This is a genomic window from Paenibacillus sp. YAE3 (assembly GCF_057546105.1).
Genome location: NZ_BAAIYF010000006.1, coordinates 336,181 through 363,055 on the forward strand (window position 1 = coordinate 336,181; position 26,875 = coordinate 363,055).

The 26,875-nt window shown below is 56.0% G+C and carries 24 protein-coding genes; 7 read left to right on the forward strand and 17 right to left on the reverse strand.

From position 1 onward, the window contains the following. Positions 1-19: 19 nt before the first annotated feature. The 3 genes from hflX to AC27KL_RS14285 form a co-directional block, all read right to left on the reverse strand. The gene (hflX, locus tag AC27KL_RS14275; RefSeq protein ID WP_487170114.1) at positions 20-1,309 is read right to left on the reverse strand and encodes a GTPase HflX; all 1,290 of its coding nucleotides are present in this window, start codon (positions 1,307-1,309) and stop codon (positions 20-22) included. Between the two features lie 504 nt (positions 1,310-1,813). After that, positions 1,814-3,385, reverse strand: coding sequence for a sensor domain-containing diguanylate cyclase (locus tag AC27KL_RS14280; protein WP_487170115.1), 1,572 nt, complete (start codon positions 3,383-3,385; stop codon positions 1,814-1,816). A 109-nt stretch (positions 3,386-3,494) separates the two neighbouring features. Then, positions 3,495-4,289 carry a TatD family hydrolase gene (locus AC27KL_RS14285; RefSeq protein ID WP_339323682.1) on the reverse strand — a complete coding sequence of 265 codons (795 nt, stop codon included), beginning with the start codon at positions 4,287-4,289 and terminating at the stop codon, positions 3,495-3,497. 98 nt (positions 4,290-4,387) lie between these two features. On the opposite strand from AC27KL_RS14285, the gene AC27KL_RS14290 reads away from it, so the two are divergent. Continuing rightward, positions 4,388-5,377, forward strand: coding sequence for an SPL family radical SAM protein (locus AC27KL_RS14290; RefSeq protein WP_487170116.1), 990 nt, complete (start codon positions 4,388-4,390; stop codon positions 5,375-5,377). A 48-nt stretch (positions 5,378-5,425) separates the two neighbouring features. Here AC27KL_RS14290 and AC27KL_RS14295 read toward each other — a convergent pair whose 3' ends face one another. From AC27KL_RS14295 to AC27KL_RS14335, 9 genes are all read right to left on the reverse strand, one after another. Then, entirely contained in the window at positions 5,426-7,720 is a 2,295-nt protein-coding gene (locus tag AC27KL_RS14295; protein WP_487170117.1) for an outer membrane protein assembly factor BamB family protein, read from the reverse strand. An 89-nt stretch (positions 7,721-7,809) separates the two neighbouring features. Continuing rightward, complete coding sequence (locus AC27KL_RS14300) at positions 7,810-8,328, reverse strand: hypothetical protein (protein ID WP_487170140.1); 519 nt, start codon at positions 8,326-8,328, stop codon at positions 7,810-7,812. Beyond that, complete coding sequence (locus AC27KL_RS14305) at positions 8,328-9,323, reverse strand: Gfo/Idh/MocA family protein (protein ID WP_036712271.1); 996 nt, start codon at positions 9,321-9,323, stop codon at positions 8,328-8,330. The genes AC27KL_RS14300 and AC27KL_RS14305 overlap by 1 nt, the downstream gene beginning before the upstream one ends. A 67-nt stretch (positions 9,324-9,390) precedes the next feature. Next, positions 9,391-9,972, reverse strand: a complete 582-nt coding sequence (locus AC27KL_RS14310; RefSeq protein WP_339323679.1) for an SLOG family protein — start codon at positions 9,970-9,972, stop codon at positions 9,391-9,393. Positions 9,973-10,148: 176 nt separating this feature from the next. Beyond that, positions 10,149-10,784, reverse strand: a complete 636-nt coding sequence (locus tag AC27KL_RS14315; RefSeq protein ID WP_487170141.1) for an HlyD family secretion protein — start codon at positions 10,782-10,784, stop codon at positions 10,149-10,151. A gap of 18 nt (positions 10,785-10,802) precedes the next feature. Then, the gene (locus tag AC27KL_RS14320) at positions 10,803-12,452 is read right to left on the reverse strand and encodes an MFS transporter (RefSeq protein ID WP_487170118.1); all 1,650 of its coding nucleotides are present in this window, start codon (positions 12,450-12,452) and stop codon (positions 10,803-10,805) included. A gap of 199 nt (positions 12,453-12,651) precedes the next feature. Beyond that, on the reverse strand, positions 12,652-13,677 hold the full coding sequence (locus AC27KL_RS14325) for a nitronate monooxygenase (protein WP_487170119.1): 1,026 nt from the start codon (positions 13,675-13,677) through the stop codon (positions 12,652-12,654). Between the two features lie 45 nt (positions 13,678-13,722). Further along, on the reverse strand, positions 13,723-14,148 hold the full coding sequence (locus AC27KL_RS14330) for a MarR family winged helix-turn-helix transcriptional regulator (protein WP_487170120.1): 426 nt from the start codon (positions 14,146-14,148) through the stop codon (positions 13,723-13,725). 88 nt (positions 14,149-14,236) lie between these two features. Further along, on the reverse strand, positions 14,237-14,722 hold the full coding sequence (locus tag AC27KL_RS14335; protein ID WP_487170142.1) for a DinB family protein: 486 nt from the start codon (positions 14,720-14,722) through the stop codon (positions 14,237-14,239). A 169-nt stretch (positions 14,723-14,891) separates the two neighbouring features. Here AC27KL_RS14335 and greA point away from each other — a divergent pair, with 169 nt between their 5' ends. After that, the gene (gene greA / locus AC27KL_RS14340) at positions 14,892-15,371 is read left to right on the forward strand and encodes a transcription elongation factor GreA (RefSeq protein WP_339323675.1); all 480 of its coding nucleotides are present in this window, start codon (positions 14,892-14,894) and stop codon (positions 15,369-15,371) included. Positions 15,372-15,486: 115 nt separating this feature from the next. Here the strand turns inward: greA and AC27KL_RS14345 are convergent, their stop codons facing one another. Next, entirely contained in the window at positions 15,487-16,272 is a 786-nt protein-coding gene (locus AC27KL_RS14345) for an aminoglycoside 6-adenylyltransferase (protein WP_487170121.1), read from the reverse strand. A 68-nt stretch (positions 16,273-16,340) separates the two neighbouring features. Continuing rightward, complete coding sequence (locus AC27KL_RS14350; RefSeq protein WP_036712224.1) at positions 16,341-17,816, reverse strand: arylsulfatase; 1,476 nt, start codon at positions 17,814-17,816, stop codon at positions 16,341-16,343. Positions 17,817-18,048: 232 nt separating this feature from the next. On the opposite strand from AC27KL_RS14350, the gene AC27KL_RS14355 reads away from it, so the two are divergent. The 4 genes from AC27KL_RS14355 to AC27KL_RS14370 all read left to right on the forward strand — a co-directional run bounded on the left by AC27KL_RS14355 (position 18,049) and on the right by AC27KL_RS14370 (position 21,678). After that, entirely contained in the window at positions 18,049-18,660 is a 612-nt protein-coding gene (locus AC27KL_RS14355) for a chromate transporter (protein ID WP_487170122.1), read from the forward strand. A gap of 136 nt (positions 18,661-18,796) precedes the next feature. Beyond that, positions 18,797-19,333 (forward strand): chromate transporter, encoded by a 537-nt coding sequence (locus AC27KL_RS14360; RefSeq protein ID WP_212952082.1) that lies wholly within the window; start codon positions 18,797-18,799, stop codon positions 19,331-19,333. After that, entirely contained in the window at positions 19,326-20,561 is a 1,236-nt protein-coding gene (locus AC27KL_RS14365; RefSeq protein ID WP_487170123.1) for an ROK family protein, read from the forward strand. The genes AC27KL_RS14360 and AC27KL_RS14365 overlap by 8 nt, the downstream gene beginning before the upstream one ends. Before the next feature lie 37 nt (positions 20,562-20,598). Beyond that, positions 20,599-21,678 (forward strand): formylglycine-generating enzyme family protein, encoded by a 1,080-nt coding sequence (locus AC27KL_RS14370; RefSeq protein WP_487170124.1) that lies wholly within the window; start codon positions 20,599-20,601, stop codon positions 21,676-21,678. 187 nt (positions 21,679-21,865) lie between these two features. Here the strand turns inward: AC27KL_RS14370 and AC27KL_RS14375 are convergent, their stop codons facing one another. Together AC27KL_RS14375 and AC27KL_RS14380 are read right to left on the reverse strand one after the other, a co-directional pair. Beyond that, positions 21,866-22,792 carry an alpha/beta hydrolase gene (locus AC27KL_RS14375; protein WP_487170143.1) on the reverse strand — a complete coding sequence of 309 codons (927 nt, stop codon included), beginning with the start codon at positions 22,790-22,792 and terminating at the stop codon, positions 21,866-21,868. Positions 22,793-22,915: 123 nt separating this feature from the next. Beyond that, on the reverse strand, positions 22,916-23,785 hold the full coding sequence (locus tag AC27KL_RS14380) for an AraC family transcriptional regulator (RefSeq protein ID WP_487170125.1): 870 nt from the start codon (positions 23,783-23,785) through the stop codon (positions 22,916-22,918). A 227-nt stretch (positions 23,786-24,012) separates the two neighbouring features. On the opposite strand from AC27KL_RS14380, the gene AC27KL_RS14385 reads away from it, so the two are divergent. Next, positions 24,013-25,992, forward strand: coding sequence for a beta-galactosidase trimerization domain-containing protein (locus tag AC27KL_RS14385; RefSeq protein ID WP_487170126.1), 1,980 nt, complete (start codon positions 24,013-24,015; stop codon positions 25,990-25,992). A gap of 207 nt (positions 25,993-26,199) precedes the next feature. Here AC27KL_RS14385 and rnhA read toward each other — a convergent pair whose 3' ends face one another. Continuing rightward, the gene (gene rnhA, locus AC27KL_RS14390; RefSeq protein ID WP_487170127.1) at positions 26,200-26,859 is read right to left on the reverse strand and encodes a ribonuclease H; all 660 of its coding nucleotides are present in this window, start codon (positions 26,857-26,859) and stop codon (positions 26,200-26,202) included. Positions 26,860-26,875 lie beyond the last annotated feature (16 nt).

Here is a 26,875-nt window from a genome sequence, read left to right on the forward strand (position 1 = left end):
GATCCGGGCCTTCATATTTTTAGCCGATCACGTATTCGCGGTAGCGATCATAATCCTTTTGTCTGCATTCAAGCGTAAGGCGGGTCCCCTCGTTTTCATATTCGGTCGCTTGAATGTCCGCGTGCTCGTTTAGATAAGACACCACTTGGCCTTGGTCATAAGGAATCAGCATTTCGCACCGGACGTAATCCTTGAAAATGAAGCTTTTAATAAGATCAACCAGCTCGTCGATGCCGATTCGCGGTTTTGCCGCCAGATATATCCCGTTTTCCTGCACCTCCGGAATGTTCCGGCCTGCCAAATCGCATTTGTTGTAGGCAAAAACGGTCGGAATATCCGTAACGCCGATGTCCTTCAGCGTATTTTCCGTGATTTCGATCAGCTGCTCGTATTTTTCGTTGGCATAATCCACGACATGGATCAGCAAATCCGCCTCGGCCACCTCCTCGAGCGTCGAACGGAAAGCTTTGACGAGATGATGCGGCAGCTTGCTGACAAAACCGACGGTGTCGGTGAGCAGGAAGCTTTTGTTGTCCTCGAGCTGAATGTTCCGCACGGAGGTTTCGAGCGTGGCGAACAGCATATCCTTTTCGAACACGCTTTTTTCTTCGGCGCTTCCCGCCGCCCCGAACCGCTCGATCATGGCGTTCATGATCGTCGATTTGCCCGCGTTGGTGTAACCGACAAGCGAGACGACCGGCAGCTCGTTTTTCTTGCGCTTTTTGCGCTGCGTCTGGCGCTGGAACACCAAAGACTCGAGTTCTTTGTTCAGCGCCGTTATTTTTTCCTCGATCCGGCGGCGGTCCAGCTCCAGCTTCGTTTCCCCCGCCCCTCTGTTTTTCAGGCCGACGCCGCCGCTTTGCCGCCCCAGCGATTCGCGCAGACCTACAAGACGCGGCAGCATGTACTGCAGCTGGGCCACCTCGACCTGAAGCTGAGCTTCGCGCGTTTTGGCGCGTTTTTCGAATATGTCCAGAATGAGGATCGTCCGATCGATGACCTTGCATTCCAGGTCGGCTTCGAGGTTCCGCAGCTGGGAAGGGGAAAGTTCGTCGTTAAAAATGATCAGGTTGGCTTCGAGCCCTCTATACAAACCTGCGAGCTCCTCCACTTTGCCCGTGCCGATGTAGTGGGATTTGTTGACCCGCTCCATGTTTTGCGTCAGTTGGCCCACGACCTCGACGCCGCAGGCTTCGGCCAGGTTGCCGAGCTCTTCCATCGAATAGTCGAAATCCCGCTGGTTGTTCAAATTGACGCCGACGAGCACGGCGCGTTGATCGATCGTTTCAAGCAATTCAGGTTGTTTCATATAGGAATCCCTCCAAGTGATTATTATTGGCGAAAAAACGCAAAAAACCGCAGGCTGCTGCCTGTGGTTCGGGACGAACGGAGAAACAAGCGGCTGCCCGGCGGTCTGCCGCATGCCTAAAAAAGCCTAAAAGGCCTTGGATTCGCATCGATCCGTTTAAGTTCAGGAAAACAGCCGCGAATGCAGCCGTAAAGCGTACCTGAAAACAGCAAAGGAGGGGCTTTCGAAGCCTCTCCTTTGCAACCCTTGCGCGCCTCAGCCTGAAACAGCCTAGACGGCACGCGTATGAAGATATTGGGTTCATCCGAAGATATGCATACCAATCCCGTTCGCCCTGCACAGCGCAGAGCCTTTGAGCACTATTCAATTAGCGGCACAAAGAGAAAAAACGGAATTTAATATTAATCATAACTTCGCGAACCCTCCGATCATTCTAATTGTTTCCATCTTAACACATGATGGCCGTTTTCACAATCACAAAGTTTTGCGGTAGGTGAGCCAGGCCTACGCCCCCCGGCTCACCGTCGTCCGGTCCCTGCCGTTTTCTTTGGAATGGTACAGCGCCTCATCCGCCCGCATCACAAGCTGTTCGGCGGAATGGCCATGGGCCGGAGATGCCGAAATGCCGGCGGATATCGTAATCGGTTGCCCGGTCGGGCTTTTCGTCACGGCCAGCTGCTCCCGCAGCCGGTCCGCCAAATCTTTGGCCCGGCCCAGGCCGCAATGCCTGATCAGGATGCCGAACTCCTCGCCGCCGTAGCGGAAGCAAACGTCTTCTTCGGAGGCGACCAGCTGCATCAGGCGCGCCAAATAGCGGAGCACTTCATCCCCTATGACATGTCCGTACGTATCGTTCACCTGCTTGAAATGGTCGATATCGATCAAAATGAGCGCAAACGGCACGTTGCTCTTCAGCCAGCCGGCCAGCACGCTATCAAATCCCCTGCGGTTGACAAGACCGGTCAGTTCATCGATGTTGACCTCATGCCGCAAATGCGTCAAATCCTGGTTCATGTTTTGCAGCGCAATCTTGACGCTTTGCGATAACAACCTGACCTCGTAATAAGAAGAATCTATGTCGGGAATGTCTTCGGCAGGCACCGGCTTCAAGGTCGCCTCATCCGAAAATTTCGCCAGCGTATGAAGCGGCTTGGCAATCCGGCTTGCGACCCACCAAGCGAGGACCAGAATCAAAATCAGGAAAGGCAGCGAAAACAGCAGCATTCGGTTGACCAAATGACGCAGCGGCTTGTCGATGACTTCATACGGCGTTTGCGAAATGATCCCCCAGGAGCTGCTTGGCTCGTATGCATACCCCGCCAGAAAAACCCGGCCCAAGGTATTCGTGACCTTTTGGGAGCCGCTCTCGCCCGACACCACTTTCCGCACGACTTCATTTTGAAGGACCTGCTGCCCGACGCGCCTTTGTTCCGGATGGAAAATCAAATCCCCGTTTTCCTCCACGACGTACACGTAAGTGCCGTCGCCGAAAAAATGCTCCTTGAGCATCGTGCTCAGCACGTTTTTTTCCTCCAGGTAAATGGTTCCTCCCACGAATCCTTTATAGTTCCCGTTCTTATCAATGATCGGGGCCGATATGAGAATGATCAGCCGCCCCGTCGTTGCGCGGTAAGGTTCGGAAACGAAAGGTTTTTTCATGGTTACGGCCTTCATGCTCTGTTCGGAGGAAAGCTTGTCCCCCACGATGACTCCCGTCGTGTGCGGACTGATCGCCCGGACCACCCGGTTGTGGTCGGCAATGAGGATCGAGTTGAAATATTGGGTGTTTTCCTGGAACAGATCATCGAACATCTGGGGAGTGATGCTGCCATCGCGGCCGGAAATGTCGGCAATCGCCCGGATGTTTTCCTGCATCGTATTCAGCAGCTCGCTCGTATTGGACGCAAGCTTTTTCGAATACGCTTCGTTTTTGCTCAAATAATTGTCGATCAAGGAAGTACGGTTAACCTGCACGGCAGACGTAATGCTTGTCAGCATCGTAAGCAAAATCGCCGTGATGACCAGCAGCGAAATGGTAAACCGAAGTGTGATTCCTTTTTTGATAACATGCCTCAAAGTGTCTCATCCCGCCTGCTTCTTAAATGTGGAAGATCCTGTCTTCCGTGTCCTAAAGCACATTATACAACAGAGCCTCGTCGCGAATATATAAGAATCGGAAATTGCTTTACGGGATACGGAAAAAAGCTTTGGTCGTCTGGAGCGTGCCGCTGGCGACCTCTTCCACGTCCTTTCCCATGCAGGAGGCGATCACCCGGGCAATATGGGCAAGAAAAGCGGGCTCGTTCCTTCCGTCCTTCGGCTTCGGTCTGAGGTCCCGCGGCGTAAGATAAGGCGCATCGGTTTCGATCATGAGGCGATCCAGCGGAATTCGCTGCACAAGGTCGCGCAGATGCCGGCCGCGCCGCTCGTCGCAAATCCAACCGGTAATCCCGATATGGAAGCCCATATCAAGATACGCCTCAAGCTCTTCCCCCGACCCGGTAAAACAGTGCACCACCGATTTGGCGATCATGTCCGGATAATCCCGCATGATGGCGGCAAAATCGGCATGCGCATCCCGTTCATGCAAAAACAGCGGCATTCCCAGCTCTTCCGCCAATTCGACCTGCTTTCGGAACCATTCGCGCTGCACGTCCCGCGGCGAAAAATCCCGGTTGTAATCCAAACCGCATTCGCCGATGGCCACCACCTGGGGCAGCGACGCCAGCTCGCGCAGCCGGTCCAGCGTGCCGCTTTCGCATTCCTTCACGTCATGGGGATGGACGCCCGCCGTCGCATACAGCTTCCCGGGACGAAGTCCCGCATACCGCGCGGCTTCCTCGCTGCTTCTGACGCTGGTTCCGGTGATGATAAGCGGGAAAACCCCCGCCTCCTCCGCCCGTGCGACGACTTCCTCGCGATCCTTATGGAACGAGCGGTTCGTCAAATTGACTCCGATATCTATCATTTGCGGATGCATGTTTTCTCCTCCATTTTCCATAACATTTTCAAAACCGATTGAGGTATAGTATATTATATAAACAAGAACAAACGTTCGCAATCAAGAGGTGGATATCCTTGGCCAAAAAAATATACGAAACCCAAACCGTCAAACAAACGCTGAACAAGGTGCAGGCAAAAAGCATGCCCTTCGACTGGTCCATCAATCCCTATCGCGGCTGCGCCCACGGCTGCAGCTTTTGCTACGCCAGAGCTTTCCAATCCTTTATCGGACGGGAAGCGGACGATGATTTCCAAAACCGGATCATGTTAAAAACCAACGCGGCCGAAGCTCTGGATGCCCAGCTGTCCAAACTGGCCCAACGTTTCAGCTACGATATCGGCGAGCTGCAAAACCATGTCGGCCTCGTCGTGTTGGGGACGGCGACGGACCCTTATCAGCCGGTGGAAATCAAGGCGAAAATTACGCGTGCTTGCCTCGAGGTCCTGGCCAAATACCGGATCCGCACCAGCATCACCACGCGTTCGCCGCTCATTTTGCGCGATCTTGACCTGCTCAGCCGGATGAATATCGATTCGGTCAACATCAGCTTGAATTCGCTGGACCCGGCGGTCATCCGGATGATGGAACCCGGCGCCCCGCTGCCTTATAAAAGGCTGGAAGCCATGCAAAAGCTGTCAGCCGCCGGCGTGCGCGCCGGGCTGTTTATCGCCCCCATCCTTCCCTTCCTGACGGATTCCCGGGAAAGCCTCGAGCAATTGATGACGGCGGCCAAGGATCACCGCGCCTCGTTTGCGATGACCTCGCTTCTTCGGTTGTCCCCGGACGTGAAAGGCTGGTTTCTGCACATGCTGCAACAACATGAACCGGAGCTGGTCCCCCGCTACAAAAGCTTGTTTCAAGGCGCCTATCCCGATCCCCGCTATGCGGATAAGATCAAGCTGCTCGCAAGGGAGCTCAAGCAAAAACTTCAGCTGTACGACGATGAGCCGGAGAAGCGGGACGCCTCTTCCCCTGCGGCCGTAGCGGCCGTCCCGGCTTCTTCATGGATGCCCGGCTCGCCGCTGCCCGGGCCTGAGGTGGAACAGCTCAGCTTCCCGTTCTGAATGCACGGAAGGCCCCGTGCAGCGCACAGGGCCCTTCTCTCGTCCTATCTAAGGTCTCTGGCCGGAATCGATCCGTTCCAATTGTCGTTCCAGCTCGGCCTGCTCGTATCGTGACAATCCCCCGTTGGAGGAGCCGATATAGAGCTCGCCCCCGGCGCTTTGATTGACAAGTCCTTCGATTCCGTTCCGGTAGCGGGCTTCGGCGAAATCGACGCGCTGGTTCGGCAGCCTGCCCAGCACGCTGCCATCTTCTTTGCGCAGCACGAGCAGATCGGAGCCGTAACCAAGCAGGAGATGCCGCGAAAGCACGGCAAAGCGGGTTTTGGCCATCTCATCCATCGCGTAGGGGCTTGAGGATTCGCGGGAGGTGACGGGCATCTGCCACAAAAGCGTCCCCTTCTCCCGGTCGACGGCTGCAGGCCTTCCGTCCAGCACGACGTACAGCCGGTTTCCGTCGATCATGCCGTTTGCAGCCTTGCCGGGCAACGTCCATAGGCTGCGCCGCAGGACAGCGTCATAAAAAACGGTTTCCTTGACTTTGGAATGGTCGAAATCCCCCGTGCCTTCTGAACGCTGCACCAAAAGATATCTTGAGTCATTGGTTGCTTCGAAGCGCTCCTGCGGTTTCCACGGATATTTGCCAAGCACCTTCCCGTTTTCGGTATTCAGCAGCATCCATTCGCTGCCGATCAGGAACCAGCGGCTCGCGTCATGCCCCAGCGGCTGCCGGAGATTTCCGTAACCGAAGTACGGATTCCCCTGAGGATCCTGCTGCACGGCTCCGGCTCCCTGCACGCTCCACTTCTCTTTTCCGCTCAGCGGATCCAGCGCCTTCAGTTTCGAGCCGTCCTGCAGCAAAATGCAGGGATCTTCCGCCCCGGTTTCAAGGACTTGCTGTTTGCCCGTCAGCGCTCGGTTCCACCGCTGTTTGCCCGTCGCACGATCAAGCACGCTGAGCACCTCGGAAGCTCCGTTCGAAGCTGTCTGCTGCAACAGAATGGCGCCTTTGACTGCATGCATCCGAATCTGGCGTTCCTTCGGCAGGCTTTTCTCCCATACGACCTTCCCATCCCGCAAACGGAATTCACGGATGCGGCCTTCATACTTTTCCCGTCCGGGGTCGTATTCGGTATACACCGCAGCCGTGCCGCGGGAAGCGTCAAGCGATGCTCCAAACATCCCGAATCCCGCATCCGCTTGCCACAGCTTCTTCCCCGTGTCCCGGTCCACGGCATAAATGGAAGACGCGTAATGCATGCCGCTGAATCCGCCGTCGTCGCCGTTGACAAGCAGCACGTCGCCGGTTGCGCCGATCAGATAGGCATAATTCAAATTCCCTTGGTTGCGCCATGCCGGCTTGACGTCCATCGTCGACGGAATCGGCATCGTTAGGAAATCGTATGTAAACCGGTAGTCGCTCCCCGCCGTCCTGTTGAGCTCCAGCCTCCCGTTTGCCGGGAGCATCCACTTCCAAGCCGCAAGCTTGCCCTCGGGAGAGAAGGTGACCGTGAACCGGGCCTGCGGAAGCTCGTAGCGCCAGGTCGTTCCCAGCCGCATCGGTTCGTGCGTTTCCGCGAGATTGGCCGAACGCTCCCTCACGTCGGGCGTCCCCAGCAGCTGCTGAACTTTGGAGGCGGCATCGCCTTCTTCCAGCAGCATTTCGGTCAAATTCCTTGCAAAGTCAACCGGCACGGCGGACCCCCGGCTTAAAATCCCTTTCGGGATCGCGCTTTTGGAAGCAACCGCTTTCGCGTTCACCCATAGAAGCACGGGTCTGTACATCTGATCTTCCCCATGCCATGCCCGGGGGCTGACCATCACGGCCGTCCAATCCTTCCACCCGGCCAGCGCAATGAACCGCGCGCCTTGTCCGGGAGGCGCCCATTTCAAGCTGCTCCCCGGGGTGAGCGACAGCTCGGCATCGGGATGCAGGGTGACGTAAGCCGGCTCCGTTTCCACGATGGACTTGGCCGCGTCGGTCGTATACCAGCGGGGAATCCAGCGGCTGTTCTCGGAATCCGTGGCTGCCGCGGCCAGATCCCCGCCCAGGGAGTCGGCCGGTTGGCCGTCGCCGCTTTCCGCGGGTTCGACGTATGCCCATTCTCCGGCGAGCCCGTAATCGGCCGCTCTCAGATCCTCCCACCGGGAAGCAGAGGTCGGCTTCGCGTCAAAATAAGGCGTTTTATACCGAAAAAACAGCTTGATGGCAGGCTGATCCTGCTTTGCCGCATAGGCTTGAGACGATGCCAACCAACCCGCACTGCCCGGCACGCCCGGCAGCAGCGCGGAGGATACGGCCAGCACCGCAACCCCGGCCAACAGCTTTAAAGGCTTAAATCGCATCCTCGGAACCACCTTTTCAATAGATTCCCATTGCCATTGAGACAGCTAGCGAATGACGCATGACGAAAAAAAACCTCCCGCATGACGATTCAGGACGAACGTTCGCAAAGTTCCGCCAAAGACCGGAGCACATATTGGATCAGTTCAGGCAGATCTCCCATCTGTTCCTCGTCGATTTTCCGCTGGAACCTCAGTTCCGCCTTATTTTCATAGCCGCCACTGGCGGCCCCGTAGACGCGGGTCAAGGTTTGCACGAGCGGAATATCCGGCCAGATCGTTTTCAAAATCCGTTCGATCTCCCCGCATTCCGTCTCCGCTTCCGTGACGTTCATCCCGAAGCCGATCTTTAGCCGGCATCCCGGCCGGGCGTCTTCGATCTCCAAAATTTCGGCGGACAAATCGGCAAGGGAAGTTGCCAGTCGGATCTCCGCAAAAACCTCCGGCCTTCCCGCCAATTCGAACCTGATGGCAAACTCCCGGGACATGACGGACATTTCAAGCCGATCGTCGCGGCCGATGATCCGGATCAGGCCGTCAATGTTATCGAGATCGTACAGCTGATTTTCAAGGGCCACCTTAAGATTTTCGAAAATCGTCGGGTCGAACATTACCATAAGTCGGCCGCGTATTTCAGTCCAATCTGCTTACGCGCTTCCTCCATCACCTCGGCGACCGCAAGCGACGTTTCGTGGGAATTGATTTTGCTGCAGCGCTTGCCGCGGCAAATCATGCGGATGAATTCCTCCAGCTCGTAATACATCGATTCATGGATTTGCTGCTGGGTCAGGTTCTCCACGCTGCCGTCCCGGTACTGGATTTTGACGTCGTACGGCTGGTTGATCCGGTCGATCACCATCGTTCCGTTTTCCCCTTGGATTTCAGCAGGCAGGAACGAGTCCGATATTTTCGAATACATGACGACCGCATCCATTTCCGGATAACGCATAATGACGCTGCCTTCCCCGTCCACGCCGGAAGAAAGCATGACGCCGAACGCTTTGACTTCTTCCGGTTTGCCGAACAAGGACACCAGCGGATAGATGCAATAAATGCCCAAATCCATCAACGCGCCGTTCGAAAATTCCGGATTGAACGCGTTCAGCACCGTTCCCTGCTTAAACGCGTCGTAACGCGAGGAGTATTGGCAGTAGCTGGCAAAATAACGCCGCACTTGGCCGATTTTGTACAGATTGTCCTTCATGATTCTGAAATTCGGCATGAGCGTGGATTTCATCGCTTCCATCAGCACCACGTTGTTGGCCTCGGCCGCCGCAATCATCCGCCGTACCTCGTCGCTGTTCGAGGCAAGCGGTTTTTCGCACAGCACATGTTTGCCGTGGTTCATGAATAAAATCGCCTGCTCCGCATGAAACGAATTCGGGCTGGCGATATAAACCGCGTCAATGCAATCGCTTGTCGCCATGGCGTTCAAATCGGTATACACCTTCGGTTCGCCGAACTGGGCCGCAAACTCGCGCCCCTTTTCCTCCGTGCGGGAATATACCGCCGTCAATTCGAAATCGTCGTTCTCCGCAGCGGCATGAAGAAAACGCTCCGTAATCCAGTTGGTGCCAATCGTTCCGAATCGGATCAATCCAATCATTCCTTTCCCCAAAAATATATCAGGATATTGCATGAATCATTCCCTTTTAGCAGCCTGAGGCCAAGCCTCAGCCGATCTCCGGACCCGCCGCATCGTCCCAGCCGGACGTTTCCTCGTCCGCCAGGTTTTGAATATCTTCGGTGCTGATGCTCAGGTAACCGTATCCTTCCTCCTGCTGCAGCTTTAAAGCGCGTTCCTTGTAAAACCTGGCGCTGCTGCCTTCGCCCGTCTCCTCGTCATAGACCAGAAGGATGCCGTCGGTTTTGCGGAACAGCAGGTCGTCCCTGGCCCTGAATTGCCATGGCCCGCTGTAAGGCTGGCGGCTGACCGCCCCATAGTAGTCGATTCCCTGCAAAATCCGGTTGTAGTATTCCTTTTTGTCTTCCTTCCAGTTCTCTTCGGGATGTTCAAAAGCCGTTATGATGGCCACTTTCAGGTCGGGGTAGTCCCGCTTCAAGCCAATCGCCGCTTCGCAGGCCCATAAATCGACGCCGTATTGCCCGGGCGAAATGACCCATTCCAACCCTTCCTCGGCCAGCTGGACGAGCTTGGCGGTTACGGCTTTTTGGATATACGCGATTCCCGGATGCTTTTGCCCGAAAATGTTCAGCTCATGCGCGCGATATCCCGTAACCAGCACATTTTTCATCATAAACCCCTTAATTCCGCGTAAATTCTGCCTTGCTGCGGGATTTCTGCAAAATCCTCTATGATTGCTTTCCTCCTATCATACCCCGATTCTTTTGGTGATTTCCACTGGTATATCGGAGAATAAAGCAAAAAGAGCCCTGCATTTCCCTATGGAAACGCAAGGTTCTTGAATCGTTACAGCGAGATTTTCACTTCAGCGTTCATGCCGGGCAGCACCTTGGACGACGCCTGGTTGATCGAGATTTTGACGGGAATCTTCTGCGTCACTTTCGTGTAGCTGCCCGTCGAGCCCTGCTGCGGCAGGACGGAAAATACGGAATTTGTCGCATATCCGATCGATTTGACCTCGCCTTCGAAGGTGGCGTCCGGATCGCCGTCGACCGTAACGTCCACGCTTTGGCCGATTCGAACGTCCTTCAGCCGGGTTTCTTTGATGTTGGCGATGACGTACAAATGATCCATGTCCGCTTCCTGCGCCAGCACCTGGCCGGCCTGCACCGGCACGCCCGCACGCGCGTCGTTTTTAATGATTTTGCCCTTCATCCGCGAGCTGACAGGGATCGTCTTCGTGCCGTCGGACACGCCGCCGACGATGCTTTTGTCGCTTACGTCGACCCCCTCCTGTATGTTCCAGCTTGTCAGCACCCCTGGGGCGGGAGCAACGACGGGCATCATGTCGGCAGCCACGACAGCGTCCTCCGTTTTGATGAAGTTGGCTTTTTCGTAATAAAAATAGGCGCCTGCTCCTATAAAAAAGCAGATGACGAGCACGCCCACAACATTGGCGATGATTAATCGGGTACGGCTAATCATATCGATCGTTTCTCCTTATTTCGTAAAATGTATGGCGCTTGGCGCAAGATCGGCTGATTCAGGTTTCGGCATCATCAGCCGCTTTTCTTTTTGCACAAGCGATCTGCCTTTGCCGGTGACGATTTTCCCTACCGAGGCCAGCAGCATGATCACGCCCACGCAGGCCATGATCGTAAACAGATGGTGATAAGCGCCCAAAATCGCCGCCCTTTTCGTATGAACAATCAGTTCATACGAGGCCATGCTTTGGGCTTGGGCCGCTGGAAGCCCTTCATTGATGAGGCCGCGGGTCATTCCTGCGATTTCCGATTTGGCCTCGCCGCCAAACAAACCGAGACGGCCGCGGATTTCTTCATAATTGACGGCGTTTTGCCGCGTCAAATACCATCCCAGCAGCGGCGTGGCGATTGCTCCCGCAAAATTGCGGATCGAATGCAGCGTGACCGATCTCATCGAAGCTTGGTGGATATCGCCCGCTAGCGCCGTCCCCAGCGCTCCGCCGACAAGCACCATGCTGACGCCGGCCCCGAGCAGCGCGATTTGGAAATACAGCGTCTGCAAGGAAACGTCCGGCCCCATGCCGCGCCACTGCAGGCTGACGTAAATGACGGCCAGCGAACCGGCAAAACCGAGAATCCCGGCGCCCAGACGGTCAAACAGCCATGTTTTCAAAACGGCCGTCACCACGATGCCGACAAAAAACCAGATGTAAAAATGAACGAGATACCGGTACGGCAGGTTCAGGTTATTCCGCAAAAAGCCGTTGATCCCCGCAATCGCCAAAATGAGGCAGACATGCGAGGCGATCGCCATGACCGTTCCCGAGACCGGTTTTGGCGCCTTCAATGTGCGAAACGGCACGAGCGGATTCGGGGATTTGAGATCCGCGATGATAAACAGAACCAGAAGTATGCCTGCGACGGCCAAAAACGGCCAGACGTACAGCGAGGAAAAGCCTTTGTCCACCAAATTGCACAGCGGCACCGTCAGCGAAAGCATCAGTGCCACGAGCAGGAACAGGTTGAACTTGCCGACAGGCTGCGTCTCATGTTCTTCCTTCCTTTGCGGCAACCCGATAAAGCCGACGAGCAGGCACAAGGCCGTGGAAACGATGTTCAGCATGAACAGCCAACGCCATGCGCCCACGCTCAGCGATACGGAGCCGAAGATGGCGCCGACCGCGCTTGCCCCGAACAAACCGGTGATGACCATCAGCAGGAAATAGTTGCGGATTTTATTGGGAAACGATTTTAAGCTGACGGGCAAAATGGTCAGAAACAAACATCCCGCGCTTAACCCCTGAATGGTTCTCCCGATCGTTAAGGAAACCGAATCCCCCGCAAACACGTTAACCACAGAGCCGACGAAAAATATCGCGACGAACAGGAGATAATTGCTCCGCAGCCCCCATTTCCGGGTGAATGCCGGGCCCAAAGGGACGCCTAAGGCAAAGGCGATGTTGGACAAAGTGGACGGGAGCAGGAGATCGTTCGAACTGAGATCGAGGCCGTTCTGGATAATGACCTGATTCATAATGTAAGACAGATTGATAAAATACTGCGGACCGATCGCAAAGATCGTCAAAATCGAAATGATCAAATACGACGGCAGCGGCATTTTGACCGATTCCGAGATGGCCGCTAGACGGCCCGACGTCGTTTTCATCGGACTCCTCCTTTCTTGTTGGGATCCGCGGGTGATAATCCGCTGTCTCAGCGATTTCTTTCGGAAATGATTATATATTGTAAACAGCAAGTTGTATTATATAATATGTAATTTTGAACATGCAATAGCCAATTTTTGTTTGGAAAAGAAAAAAACCGCCCGAAGGCGGCATATCTCGTTTCTTGATGAGCTATAAGTTCTAATTCCCGTGAAATTCCATCATGAGTTCATGGATCAATTGCGCTGCCGGAATCGCCCGGGCCATCCGGTACCCTTGACCGGCCCACAGCGACATGTAGTCGGCTTGGCCGCGCGCGGCGGCTTCTTTTCGGAGGCGCTGCGTCAGATGATGCACTTGGGGATATGCGGCCGGGGCCTCCGCATCATAGGTTTCCATGAACCTGTTCACGAGCCCCCTCGCCCTTCTGCCCGTAAATGCACGCGTGATGCGGGTAGCGGTAAATTCGGGATCGGTTAACGCTTTCCGGTAAGCGGCGTTCGTTCCGCTTTCGGGGCACAACAGAAACGCCGTCCCCAATTGGGCCGCGTCCGCTCCGGCGGCAAGCGCCGCCCTTACGCCCGCTCCGTCCATGATGCCTCCGGCCGCGATGACCGGTTTATCCGTCAACGTTCGGACGAGCCGGATCAAAACCAGCAGCCCAATATCCTCCTGAAGGTTCGGATCGTTCGAAAAAGTTCCCCGATGGCCTCCGGCTTCGGCCCCTTGCAGGCATAACACATCCGCTCCGGCATCAAGAGCCAGCGCCGCTTCCTCCGGATTCGTAACGGTGACTGCCACCTCGATGCCCTTCTCCTGAAGCGTTTGCACAGTTTCTTTGGCAGGGCACCCGAACGTAAAGCTGACGACCGGCACCCGTTCGGCTTGCACCAAGGCGATTTTGCGGGCGTAATCATCGTCGTCGAAGTCCGGGGCTCCAAGGGATACGTTCAGCGTTTCCGCTTCCTTCAGAAGCTTTTCCCGATACGCTTCCAGGGCTTGGGGATCCGCGGTATCCGGACCGGGCACGAACAGGTTCACGCCGAAGCCCGCTGCGGTCCGTCCACGCAGCTCCCTGATTTCTTTTTCAAGCTCTTCGCTCGTCTTGTAACCTCCGGCCAAAAAACCGAGTCCGCCGGCGTCCGACACCGCCGCAGCCAATGAAGGGGTCGACACGCCACCTGCCATCGGAGCTTGTACGATCGGATATTTTAGCGCTTTCAACATATCTTCCGCCTCCTTTAGCCAAACACAGCCATATTCATATGGTCCTTATTTGTTCCACGCTTTGAAATCCCGGTTCAGCCGGGTCAAATGATCCTGCAGCTGCTCAAGCTCGGCCGGAGACCAACCGGAAAGCATGTCGGCATAGGCCGCGTAACGCGCTTGCTGAACCTTGCGGAGAATGTCCCTTCCTTCGGGCGTAATTTCCACCAAACTGATCCTGCCGTTGTTCGAATCCGGATAACGCCGGATATAACCTTTCCCCTCAAGCACAGCCACCTGGCGGCTCGCCGTGGACAAATTCAGCAGCAGCTGGTCGGCAAGCGCGTTAATGGCCAGCGGGCTGAATTTTTCCAGCTCGCTAAGCAAAAGATATTCTGAGCGGTCAAGACTTCCAAGCTTGGGGCTGTGTGCCGTCGTAAGCCGCACCAGCAAAGCGATTTCGTATTCGATCAAATGAATCGGAGCATCCATTTTCCATCATCCGCCTCCTTATACTGCCCGGTTTCCATGCCAAAAAGCGTCAGATCCAGTATAACATACAGGCAGACGGGTGCCGAAATCAGCCGGTGATGCCTGAAGCCAGGCCGCGCCCAATCAGGTTGGCCGACACGGGTTTTCTGCCGATTTCGCGCGACCATACCGAAAGCTGGCCGATATGGTGGATTTCATGGGCGATCATATGCCGCATGACTTCTCCCCACGTGAGGACCCGTTCTTTGCCGTCCCCGCCGATGTCGCGGTACACCAAGTCCTCCAAGCCATCGTTCCAGTCCAGCACGAATGCTTCCACTTCAGGGCGGAATACGTCCTCCAGCTCGCGGACCTGCCGGATGCTCCGATAGTCGTCGAAGCTTTCATCGAAGTCGCTTTTGCCCTGCAGTGAGCGGACCCAGCTCCACTCCACGTCGATGACGTGAAACAGCGTATGCAGGATTCCGCCGACGCCGCCGGCGCGTTTTGCAAGCAGCTCGGCTTCGCTTATTTCTTCGCACCACTTCAACCATTCCTCGCGTACGGCCCAGTTGTATGTAAACATCGTTTTCAGAATGCATTCCTCCTTGAAATACGGGATGTTTTTGTGCTAACTCCCTTATATGTGAAGCATAAGGGAAAACGTGCCGCACCGGTAAGAAAGTTTGGTTATAACGATAATTTCTCGGATATTTCGTTTTAGCCGGCATTTCGTGTACAATTTAAGAGAGAGGTGTTGCGATATGTCCAATGAAAATGAAGAAATCATTTTGACTCCCGAAGGGCTGGAAGAACTGAAGGCCGAGCTGGAGGAATTAAAAACCGTAAAACGCAAAGAGCTTGCGGAACGTCTGAAGGTAGCGATCAGTTACGGCGACCTGAAGGAAAACAGCGAATACCATTCCGCTAAAAACGACCAGTCGTTCATGGAAACCCGGATCATTATGCTGGAGAAAATGCTCACCAAAGCCCGGGTCGTCAAAAGCACCGATGCTTCGGTCGTCAGCGTAGGCGCCTACGTCAAGCTGAACGACCGGGAATTCAACGAAGTCGTGGAATACCGGATCGTAAGTCCAGCGGAAGCCGACGTGCAAAGCAACAAAATCTCCTACGAAAGCCCGCTCGGCAAAGAGCTGATCGGCAAGTCCGTCGGCGACGTCATTAGCGTGACCGCACCGATGGGAGTCATCCAGTATGAAGTCCTGGATATCCGCGCCAAATAATAACGGCATCGGTAACGGGTCGCCTGAAACCGTGAAACGAACGCCAAGAACCCTGTTGCTTCCAGCTGAAGGAAAACAGGGTTCTTTTTGCGCTTCAGGGCCGGATCCAGGGTGTTCACGCCTTCGTTCGCGGGTCGGCCGATCCTATGTTTTTCATCACGTCCCATAATGGTTTGATCTTCAAAGGGGAGGGTACATGGGCAAAGATCCAGGCTTCTTCCCGCAGCATCAAATCAACCATGAACCTGCAAGCTTCTTTATGGTGGTCCGGCGTCATGTGGGCATAGATCCGTTTGACCGCGGCCGCCTGTTCTTCGGGCAAGGAGCGTTCCATATCCTTCATGCCAAGCTGCGCCCGCTCCGGCTTGTATTTATGCAATAACACTTTGGAGAGATCCGTCATCGCGTTGTGAAGCGTTTGAATGCTCCACAGATCGTTTCCTCTGCGGGAGGCGGCGTGATATTGATACAAAAACCATACCGCGTCGTCGACGGCATCCTGAAACTCCGCCGGCTCCAAAGCCAGGTTTTGCTTGGCGGCCAATGGAGCCAGCCTTCGGTCCGGATCGTACAGCACCTTGATAAAATCTTTGGCAACGTAGTTTTCTTCCGTCACGGTGAACAGGTCGAGATGAACCAGGTTTTCGTATACGGCCAATATTTGCGGCGCAACGATAAAGATCTCGTCATAAAACAGCAGCTCTTTGTACGCCCTTATATGCCGCATGCGGTTCGGAAGAAACAAATCCAGATCCTCCGCATTCACCAGACAATACAAATCAATATCGGAAAATGCGTCATGTTCGTTTCTGCCCATCGAACCCTTTAAAAATATCGCCTGCACGTATTCGTCTTTCGTCAAACTGGAGACGACCGTATCGACGGCTTCTTCGAGGATCACCGAATCCCCCTCCTTTATTGGATTGACATGCCGGTCGCAGGATGCTGCCGTTAAGGCAGCCATTGCGGTCATCCGCGGACATGCGAAAGCACGGCGGCCGGAGTTCGCCCGACGATCAGCCGTTCGCCGTCCGAGTATCCCTCTTCGCGATCCTTCAGCTCCTGAACCAACACCGATCGCCAGTGCCGGATCCGTTCCCGGCAGGACTCGTCGCGGATGGCGTTATGCAGCTCCTGCGGATCTTCGCCGAGCAGGAAAAACTGTTCCTCGCCGGTTTGGGAGAACCAGACATATTTTTCCTTGCCGTCCGTAACCCAATGATTGGACTGGCTGCCTTGCGAATGTTCTCCGTGCAAGTAGGAACGCCAAGCAACGCCTTGACGTTCGGCAGCCCGAGAAGCCAGCTGGAGCACGCTGCCCCCCTCCACCGAATCGGGGATCGGCACGCCTGCGGCATCCAGCAACGTCGGCATAATGTCCCGCATTTCCACAACCTCCTCCACCACTTTGCCCCTTTGAAGGCCCAGGCGGTTCCCCGGATCATTGACGATAAACGGCACCCGCGCGCTTCCCTCATAAGGCAGCGACTTGCGGAACAGATGATGGTCGCCCATCAGTTCCCCATGATCCGAGGTAAACAAAATGACCGTGTCGTTCATCTCGCCGTATTCCGCCAGCGCCTGCATAAAGCGGCCGATTTGATGATCGATATGCGTGATGAGCGCGTAATAGGCGGCCGTCGCTTTTTTGAGCCGGCGTTTCGGGACGATGCCTCGGCTTGTCGTCGGATTGTATCCTTCCAAACCGGGATCGGACGTCATCGCCCAATCGCCGACCGGCGGATCGGGGATTTCCGCGTCTTCGTACAAATCGAGATACGCCTGCGGCGGATCCAGCGGCGAATGGGGCCGGACGAAAGACATCCACAAGAAAAACGGCTTGCCCGGGTCGCGGCGGCGCAGGAAATCGATCGATTCGGTGACGACCCAATTCGTCGGGTGGAGCTTTTCCGGAAGATGCCACGGGCGGGCCACCGCCGAGGCGTTGCAGTCCAATCCGGAATCGATCAGGTCCGCACCGGGTTCCTGCCGACGCAGCCAATGCAAGTAATCGTCCACTTCGTCGTAATGTTCGGAGACCGGGATGCTGTACTTATTCCGGTTATGATGCAGATACCCGTCGTGCAGCACGACATGGTGAAACCCCATCAGGTTTCTGGCCGGGTATACGTGCATTTTGCCGACGCATTGCGTGTGGTATCCGGCCTTCGCAAATTCCTCCGGCATCGTGCGGTCGTAACGCCACGGCACGCGGTCTTGATACCCGACGCGCCCGTGGCCCGTCTGGGACTTCCCGGTAAAAATCGCCGCCCGAGCCGGAATGCAGGACGGCGTCGCGGAGTAGGCGCGGTCGAAACGCACGCCGGTGCGGGCCAGCTCATCCAAATTCGGCGTCTCCACCACGGGATGGCCTGCGATGCTCAGGCAATCGTAACGCATTTGGTCCACGGTAATCAGCAAAACATTCGGTTTGTTCCGATTCAAGGACGTTCCCCTCCCCAGGAGATGAATTCAAAAACATGGATTCGAAATCATTTCCATTTAACCTCCATTCTGATCGAAAGTAAATGGATTTTCCTTCGTTTTCTTGATTTCGATCCCGTTTTGTTCATCTCTGTCAGCAAATAAGGGCCTTTCTTTATTCCAAAAAGAAATAAAGTGCGATATACTGAAAGCGAACACCTCAGGAAGTCAAGGAAAGAAGGAAGCAAAAACCATGGAAGCCAACCGAGAACGCAAGCTTCGCTTATGCGGGAAACTTTTTGTTTCTTTTTTGAAAATCGGACCCACCACCTTCGGCGGCGGCTACGCCATCCTTCCCGTCATCGATAAGGAAGTCACGGAACGCCGCGGATGGCTGGGCTCCAAGGAAATGAGCGAGATGACCGCGCTTTCCGGCGCGGCTCCCGGGGGCATCGGAGTCAACGTCGCCGCGCTGGTCGGCTACCGCGTGGCCGGCATTCCCGGCCTCCTTGCCGCCGTTGCCGGCATTTCCCTGCCGACGATCCTCATCATGCTCGTTTTATGCGCAGCTGCGGCGGGCTTCAGCCATAACCGTTACGTGCAGGCGGCGCTGCACGGCATCAAACCCACCGTCGTCGCTTTGATCATCTACGCGGCGGTCCGGATGCGCAAAGAGGCGCTGAATCATCCTTTGGCATGGGGCGTCGCCGCCGCCTGCCTCGTCCTGCTGCTCTTTTTTCCGATTCCGCCCCTTTTCGTCCTGGCGGTCGGCGTCGTGATCGGCATCGTTGCCAAGGCAGCGTCCCCCATGGGGGATCCGCAAAAAGCCTCCCCCGAGAACAAGGGCGACCATCCTCCCATGTAAATTCCGTGATGATCGCGTTGGGCCGGGCCCATATGGACCATGAATATTCAATTTTTTATATCGGATTAAACGGCAGCTTCCGGAACGCCCGGAAGTCCGAGAATAGATACCCGCTTGGGGAGAAGAGGAAGAGATCATGCTGCTGGAGCTATTATGGACTTTTTTCAAAATTGGATTTATGTCTTTCGGCGGAGGGTACGCCATGCTTCCGGTCATCGAACACGCCGCGCTGAAGGAAGGCTGGATGACGGCGGAGCAATATACGGAAGCGATCGCCATTGCCGGCATGGCGCCGGGGCCGGTGGCCATGAACAGCGCCGTCTATGTCGGTTATGCCGCGGGCGGATGGATCGGCAGCCTGGTCGCTTCGCTGGGCATCGTGCTGCCTTCCGCCATCGTCATGTTCCTGGTTGCTACCGTTTTTTACCGTGTGTATGATAATCAGTGGATACAAGCGGCGCTGAACGGCATGAAGCCGGCCGTGATCGCCTTGATTGCATACGCCGCTTACACGATGACGATCCACTCCGGTTTTATTACCGGATTTTCCTTCAGCACGTTTGCCAGCATCGCCATTTTTATCGCTGCCCTGACCGCCATGATTCGTTTCCGCGTGCATCCGCTGGCCATGATTATCGTTTCAGGGATTGTGGGGATTGTGATTTATGCCTAATATGCCTAATGAAAAGAACCAACGAATCGATGCGCAAAGCCGCATCCCGTCGCCCAAGGCGAAGGAGCTGTTTCAGGACATCCGCCGGATGCAGGAGATCGCCAAAAACGATTTGCTCGCCGCAAGCGGGCTTACGGTCAGCACCTTAACGCGCGTACTGGATGAGCTCGTCTCCATCGGGGTCATCACCGAAAGCGGTCTTGGAGCCTCCACCGGCGGACGGCGCCCGATTCTTTATCGGGTGAACGCCAGCTACGGTTATGCCTTCGGGCTCGACATATCCCGGGTGTCCTCCCGGCTTGTGCTGCTTGATCTAGCAGGCAACAAAATCGATGCCATAGAATGGCGCATGACCGAAGAAACCACGCCCGCGGCCCTTCTGCAGCGGGTGGCCGGGCAAGCCGGCGAATGGATGGACAAACACCGGATTGCCCTAGAACGGATCATCGGGATGGGCATCGGCGCCGTCGGGCCGCTGAGCAGGGAGGACGGCATCATCGAAGAACCCGAATGGTTTGCCGCTCCCGGCTGGAACCATGTGCCGATCGTGAAGCTGCTGGAGGAACGGCTCGGCTGTCCCGTCATGCTGGATAACGGCGCCAATACGGCGCTCATCGCGGAATCCTGGGCAAACCGCACCAAAAATTTCCGCCACATGTTATACGTCCATGCCGGCACGGGCCTTCGCCTCGGCATGATGACGGACAACAAGCTCATTCACGGCGCCGTCGATATGGAGGGCTCCTTCGGCCAAATGATCATCCAGGCGGACGGCCACCCCTACCGCACGCCGCAGGGCAATTACGGGGCGCTTGATTCGTATGCGTCGGTTTATGCCATTGAACGCGAAGTGAACTCAAGGCTGCGCATCGGCCGCGGCAGCGTTTTGCGGCAATGGCTGCCGCCGGGGGAGCCGGCCAAATATCCGGACATTATGGAGGCGCTGAAGCAAATGGACCCGATGGTGACCGAAATCGTGACGCAAGCGGCGGCGTATTTCGGCGTCGGCCTTGCGAATCTGCTGAACATTTTGAATCCGGAAAAGGTTATTTTGGGCGGCCCGCTCATGACCGAATCGAATCTGTTTTTTTATACGGCCACTCAAACGGCCATCCGCAAAACCTATCATTATCCGAAATACCAGGTGATTTTCAGCAGAGGCACGTACGGCGACGAAGCCATCGCCATCGGAGCCGCGTTAATGATGCTGAGCCAGTTGACCGTCTAATCGGTTTGAACCTTCCACCCAGAGAGGAGTTTTCGCCATGTCAGCCGCATCCACGTTCGGAATGCCCGACAAACCCGACCACGAACCGCATCAAGACCGCCACGTTTCTCCCTGCTGCGCGGCAAAAAGGAAAGCCGTCGCCGGATCGGCCGGCCTCGGCACCCCTGCCATGGAGTCGGCACGGACGCCGGCCGAAGCCCTAACCGCCGCGGCAGCGGCTCACGCAAGCGAATCGCAGTCACCCGGAGCTTTGCGCCCGGATCCCTCTTCATGGCCCGTCATTCCGGAGGGCGAATATTGGCTTGGCACCGATGATCAGGAAGGGTTCCCTTCCGATGCCGAAGGGCCGGCCAGACGGGTGCGCGTCCAATCGTTCCGCATGTCGCCCTACGCCGTAACGAATGCCGATTTTGCGGCGTTCGTCGACAGCACGGGGTATGTGACGGAAGCGGAACAATTCGGCTGGTCGTACGTGTTTCACCTGCTGCTGCCCGAACCCGGGAAGGTCGCCATCGTCGGGTCGCCTCAGCAAACGCCGTGGTGGCACGGGGTTGAAGGCGCCTGCTGGAGAGCGCCCGAAGGGCCGGGAAGCAGCATTGCCGATCGGCTGAACCATCCGGTCGTGCACGTCTCATGGAACGATGCCCAGGCCTACTGCCGATGGGCCGGCGTACGCCTGCCGACCGAAGTCGAATGGGAGGCGGCGGCCCGCGGAGGGCTCGAAGGCAAACGTTACCCGTGGGGCGACGTCCTCCGTCCCAACGGGGAGCACCGGTGCAACATTTGGCAGGGCGTATTTCCGACGAAAAACCATGCCAGCGACGGATATCTCGGCACCGCCCCGGTTGACGCTTATGAACCGAACGGGTACGGCCTCTATAACGTTTCGGGCAACGTTTGGGAATGGTGCGCCGACTGGTTTACGCGCGATCCCGGGCAGCGCGGCTCGACGGAGCGCCCGGAAGGTCCCGCCGAGGGCGAGGCGCGCGTGCTTAAGGGAGGCTCTTACCTTTGCCATCATTCCTACTGCAACCGTTACCGCGTGGCGGCCCGAAGCGGCAATACCCCGGACAGCTCGACGGGCAATACCGGTTTCCGCGTCGCGGCGGATCTTTAGATTTTACGGGCAACCGGGAAATAAGAAAGATGCTTTTTCGACGAACCCCCATCTTCATTTGTCGCGATTAACGTGATGTCGATGCCGGCTAGCCTGAGAACTTATACATTCGAACCTCTTCAACAAGCCCCGTCCTCCCCGGAATGGCATGAACGATTCGGGAGTGCGGGGCTTTTTCGAGTGTACTTTAATGAAATACCTTTTTAACAAAATCAATCAGTTTGGACTTTAATGCGTCACCCTGCTCCCCCTTATGAAACATATCGGTTCCGTGATATCCGCTTGGATCCACAATGAGCTCTTTATCCGTTGCTCCGGATGCTTGATATAATTTGCGCACTTCTTTTTCAATCGATCCTCCATAATCACCGGGTGAAAAAACAAACAGGGATGGCGCTTTCAGCTTTTTGACGCTTGGAATCGCATCATGCGGGCCACATTGTGCAGGAGAAGAAAGAATAATGAGTCCCTCGACAGGCAGTTCTTGACGAACGCCTGCAATGATTGCTGTACTACCGCCACATGAGGCTCCTGCCAAAAACACTTTTTGTGCACCCAATCGTTTGAGTTCGCTTAAGGCTGCGTCTGCATCACGATCTATATTCTGATTATCCTCCGGGAAATTCTGTGAGGCGCCGTGATTGCGATATTCAGGGATAACGACCAGATATCCGCTATCTGCCAGTTCAGTACCCATGTCAAGAAAAGAGCAGATGCTGTAGCCTTGCTCGTGTGCCAGCAGAACCCCTTTGCTTCCGCTCCCAAGCACAAGTGCCGACAGATGCACCCCGTCGCTGGTTGTCAAAGTAGTCGCTTGATCGCGCAGCTTCTCTGGTACGCAACTGTTCACAAGATGCCCGCTCGAAGAGCGTACCGTTCGGTCCGGCCAGGCAGGATCATACTCAACCGGCGGGTTTGATGGTATGTTCGTCACTTCGGCAAGCGGTGTTTCATTCCCGGTCTCGGTGGTGGTGGACGTATTTTGAGGCAGATCCGTTGAAGAATGATCTTCGTTTGGAGATACAGGCATTTTGGCGGAGCATCCCGTAACGGTAATTATGAACAAAAGAAGCAAGACGAGTGCCATTTTTATGTCTTTAAAAGATACGATCATCAATTTTCTATTCCTCCGAATGTTCACTGAATGTACAACAGAGTGATCTATTATCACTTTGAATTAGGTGAGGTTGTACTTTGGTTGAAGAACTCCCCCGCTCTCAGCAGCCATCTTCTTGCCTTATAATTGGCGCTGCCGTTGAAGACGGTATTGCCCGGGCGTGATGCCCATACGCTCGCGGAACAGCCTGCCGAAAAAGCTGGCGTTCGGGATGCCGACCCTTTCGGCGATTTCCTGCACAGACAAGGTGGTCTGCGCCAGCATCGTGACCGCATGGGAAATCCGAAGATGGTGCACGTATTGAAGCGGCGTCATGCCCGTATATTTTTTCATGCAGCGCGTAATATAGTCGAATTGAAAATGGAGCGCGTCCTCCATGCTTTTGGAATGGAACGGCTCGCTCCAATGGTTTTGCAAATACAGGACCGTTTCCTTCGCCAGCTCGGACGAACGCGGGGCGGGCCTCGCTTTCGCTTCCGTTTGCAGCGCGCCCAGCAGCTCGCCGAACAACGTCTGCAGCTGCAGCGCCTCCTCCACGGACAGCTGCGCATTCAGTTTCACCATGCGGTTTAAGGCCGGCAGCAGTTTGGCGAAGGGCACGTCGCCATGCTTCGGAAGGTACATCGTCTGATCGGATGGCTTCGTATCGCTGTCGCGCCCCTGCGGAAGGACGGCAGACCACGGAATGTCCTTCGCGTCCAGCCTTCTGAGCGCCGCGGCATGCTTGAAATGCACCCAGTAGACCTCCGTTTCTTCCGTGCACGGGGCGCTGCCCGCATGGGTTTTGCCCGGTTCCAGCACCAGCAATTGCCCGCCCCGGATCACGTATTCCTCCCGATCCTCCCGCATATACATGGCGCCGCTTTTGACGAAGATGACGTCATACACGTCAAATGACCTTTCAAAATGGCAGTTCCCCGGCACCCACATCGCATGTCCGACGGTCACCAGCGACGGCAGCGGCGGGATCGCAAGCTCCAGGCATTTCACCGGGCTCCCCTCCCTTGTTCAGATCGATATCGTTTTAAATCCAATAAAACCGGTACTTCTGAAAACGGATCCATTATGTTCTATATTAACATCCCTTATCACTCCGGTCATGGTGTGAAGGTCGATATCGTGCGATATTAAGTCGCTATTTTGTGTAGTACGCCAGCTGCATTTCCGTTACCTTTAGGAAAAGAAATCCCTTTCCAAACCAAAGGAGGACATTCACGATGCGTTTTCGCCAGGTACACCTCGATTTTCATACGTCGGAAGCGATCGACCGTATTGGCAGCAGGTTCGAAAAAGAACAGTTCCAACAGATGCTGAAGCTTGGGCATGTGGATTCCATCACCGTCTTTTCCAAATGCCATCACGGATGGGCCTATCACCCGTCCGAAGCCAACCGCATCCATCCGGGGTTGTCTTTTGACCTTCTCGGGGCAATGATCGAGGCAGCCCATGACATCGACGTCAAAACGCCCGTCTACTTATCCGCCGGATTCGACGAAAGGCTGGCCGTCAGCCATCCCGAGTGGTGGGTGCGCCCGCGTTACGGCGGCAGCGAGGATTTGTTCAGGCCCGGATATCACCTGCTGTGCCTGAATACCCCGTATCTGGACATTCTGCTGTCGCAAATCGCCGAGGTCGTCCGAAACTACGAGGCCGACGGCATCTTTTTGGACATCGTCGGCGTGAGGGAATGCTATTGCGCGAGCTGCGTCGCCGAAGCAAGGGCCGAGGGGCTCGACCCGCGCGACGCGGAAGGCATGAAACCGTTATGGGAGCGAACCTACGCCAACTACACCCGGCGCGTCCGGGAAACGGTGGATGCCCACACCCCCGGCCTGCCGGTGTTTCACAACGGCGGCCATATCCGGCGCGGCCGCCGCGATCTGGCCGGGATGAACACGCACCTTGAGCTGGAGTCGCTCCCTACCGGCGGCTGGGGCTACGACCATTTCCCGCTGTCGGCGCGTTACGTGCAGCCGCTCGGGACGCCTTTCCTCGGCATGACCGGAAAGTTCCACACCACCTGGGGGGAATTCGGAGGGTACAAACATCCGAACGCGCTCCGCTACGAGACGGCCCTCAGCCTTGCCCATGGTGCGGCCTGCTCGATCGGCGACCAGCTTCATCCCCTGGGACGGATGGACGAAGCGACCTACCGGCTTATCGGCAGCGCTTATGCGGAGGTAGAGGCGAAAGAAGAATGGTGCCGCGATGCGGCGAATGTCGCCGACGTGGCCCTGCTTTCCGTCGAAGCCGCCGGCTCGCATGCAGCGGACGGCGGGCATGACAGCTTTACCGGCCAAGCCGATGCAGGGGCTGTTCGCATACTGACCGAAGGCCATATCCTGTTTGACGTGGTGGACCTTGAAAGCGATTTTGACGCCTATCAAGTGGTTATTTTGCCCGACCGGATCCGCATCGACGAACCTCTGCATGCCAAGCTGTCGGCCTACCTCGCCCAAGGCGGACGCCTGCTGGCGACGGGAGAATCGGGACTGTGGGCGGATCGGGACGGTTTTGCGCTGGATTTGGGCGTTCGGCATGCCGGAACGAATCCTTACCGTCCGGATTTTTACCGCCCGCTCCACCCGCTCGCAAGCCTGGGCGAAGCGGCGTTTGTCTTCTATTCGGAAGGCCAGCGCGTCGAGCTGACCGAAACCGGCACGGAGCTCGGGCGAAGGGAAGATCCGTATTTCAACCGGGACGCGTTCGCCTTCTGCTCGCATCAGCATACGCCAAGCAGCGGCAAGGACGGCGGTCCGGGCATGGTTGAAAGCAACAACGGCATCTATATCGCCTGGAACGTCTTCGAAGATTATGCCGTCAAAGGGAGCCTTGCGCTGAAAGAAACGGTGTTGTACGCGCTGAACCGCCTGCTGCCGGAGCCTACGCTTCGCACTTCCCTGAAGGCCCAAGGCACGACCACCCTGCAGAAGCAGGCGTCGAAGTCCCGTTACGTGCAGCATGCGCTGTACGCTTCGCCGGTAAGGCGGGGGCAAGGCGTCGAAGTGATCGAGGACATCCTGCCGGTCTATCACGTATCCATAGAGCTCCGCATCCCCGAAGCCGTCAACGCCGTATATCTGGCTCCGCAAAGGAAGCCGCTCGATTTTAAGCAAGACGGTGAGAAGCTGACGTACATCATCCCCGAGCTGGAATGCCATCAGATGGTCGTGCTGGAATACGGGGAACCGAAGTAACTTCGGCACGCCCCGTCCATGTTTGCCTTTTCGCTGCAAGGATTGGGCCGTCCGAAAACAAAAAAGCCGTCCCTGCCGGTCATGTCAACCTTGGGACGGCTTCCTGTCATGGATTGGGTTCGCTGGCGGGCAATACACTTCCTTTGCTTTCAACGGATAATCTCGTACCGCTATTTTGCTTGTCCGGGCTTCTGCATCCTTCCGCATTTATTTCCGCCCGAAATCCGCCTTGATTTCTCCCCATTTTTCCGTGTTCCACTTTAAAATCTTGTTTTCGTAGGTGTTGTTTTCAAGCCACTGCACCGCACGGTCGGTGAGCTCCCAAATTTTGCGCGTGGACTCGTTCCTGGCGAGCGTCGTCGCGGGCTTTTTCTTGCGAACCCAGGCCAAAGCGGTTTGGGAATCGGTATACACCGTTTTGCTGCTGCCCAGCTTCTTCAGGTAAGCCAACGCATGCACGATGGCGATAAACTCCCCTAAATTGTTCGTGCCGTTTTCGATCGGCCCGACGTAGAACAAAATTTCCCCCGTTCTCGTATCGACGCCTTTGTATTCGACAGGGCCGGGATTGCCGTGTGTACCCACGTCCACCGAAATGCTGTCGTACACGATTTCCTCTTCCCCTGCAGGCGAAGGTCTTCCGGCTCCGGATTTCCCGCTTCCGGCCGCCTTGGAGGACGTTGACTTGCCTTGCCCCCAGTTGCCTTTCCATCCGCCTTTGAACGCCGCTTCCGCTTCCGCGCGGGATTCGTACGATTTATATTTGGCGTCCGGAAAGCCGGTTACCTGAGCCTGGCATTCCGCCCAAGTCGCGTAAATCCCCGGCTTTTTCCCTTCCCAAACGACGTATAACTTCGATTTCGCCATATGCGTAAAAACTCCT

Excerpts from the sequence above, each read along its gene's own strand:
- hflX (WP_487170114.1), bottom strand. The coding sequence starts at position 1,309 with ATGAAACAACCTGAATTGCTTGAAACGATCGATCAACGCGCCGTGCTC.
- AC27KL_RS14285 (WP_339323682.1), bottom strand. The coding sequence starts at position 4,289 with ATGCATCCGCAAATGATAGATATCGGAGTCAATTTGACGAACCGCTCG.
- AC27KL_RS14295 (WP_487170117.1), bottom strand. The coding sequence starts at position 7,720 with ATGCGATTTAAGCCTTTAAAGCTGTTGGCCGGGGTTGCGGTGCTGGCC.
- AC27KL_RS14300 (WP_487170140.1), bottom strand. The coding sequence starts at position 8,328 with ATGTTCGACCCGACGATTTTCGAAAATCTTAAGGTGGCCCTTGAAAAT.
- AC27KL_RS14305 (WP_036712271.1), bottom strand. The coding sequence starts at position 9,323 with ATGATTGGATTGATCCGATTCGGAACGATTGGCACCAACTGGATTACG.
- AC27KL_RS14310 (WP_339323679.1), bottom strand. The coding sequence starts at position 9,972 with ATGAAAAATGTGCTGGTTACGGGATATCGCGCGCATGAGCTGAACATT.
- AC27KL_RS14320 (WP_487170118.1), bottom strand. The coding sequence starts at position 12,452 with ATGAAAACGACGTCGGGCCGTCTAGCGGCCATCTCGGAATCGGTCAAA.
- AC27KL_RS14325 (WP_487170119.1), bottom strand. The coding sequence starts at position 13,677 with ATGTTGAAAGCGCTAAAATATCCGATCGTACAAGCTCCGATGGCAGGT.
- AC27KL_RS14330 (WP_487170120.1), bottom strand. The coding sequence starts at position 14,148 with ATGGATGCTCCGATTCATTTGATCGAATACGAAATCGCTTTGCTGGTG.
- greA (WP_339323675.1), top strand. The coding sequence starts at position 14,892 with ATGTCCAATGAAAATGAAGAAATCATTTTGACTCCCGAAGGGCTGGAA.
- AC27KL_RS14355 (WP_487170122.1), top strand. The coding sequence starts at position 18,049 with ATGGAAGCCAACCGAGAACGCAAGCTTCGCTTATGCGGGAAACTTTTT.
- AC27KL_RS14360 (WP_212952082.1), top strand. The coding sequence starts at position 18,797 with ATGCTGCTGGAGCTATTATGGACTTTTTTCAAAATTGGATTTATGTCT.
- AC27KL_RS14365 (WP_487170123.1), top strand. The coding sequence starts at position 19,326 with ATGCCTAATATGCCTAATGAAAAGAACCAACGAATCGATGCGCAAAGC.
- AC27KL_RS14370 (WP_487170124.1), top strand. The coding sequence starts at position 20,599 with ATGTCAGCCGCATCCACGTTCGGAATGCCCGACAAACCCGACCACGAA.
- AC27KL_RS14375 (WP_487170143.1), bottom strand. The coding sequence starts at position 22,792 with ATGATCGTATCTTTTAAAGACATAAAAATGGCACTCGTCTTGCTTCTT.
- AC27KL_RS14385 (WP_487170126.1), top strand. The coding sequence starts at position 24,013 with ATGCGTTTTCGCCAGGTACACCTCGATTTTCATACGTCGGAAGCGATC.
- rnhA (WP_487170127.1), bottom strand. The coding sequence starts at position 26,859 with ATGGCGAAATCGAAGTTATACGTCGTTTGGGAAGGGAAAAAGCCGGGG.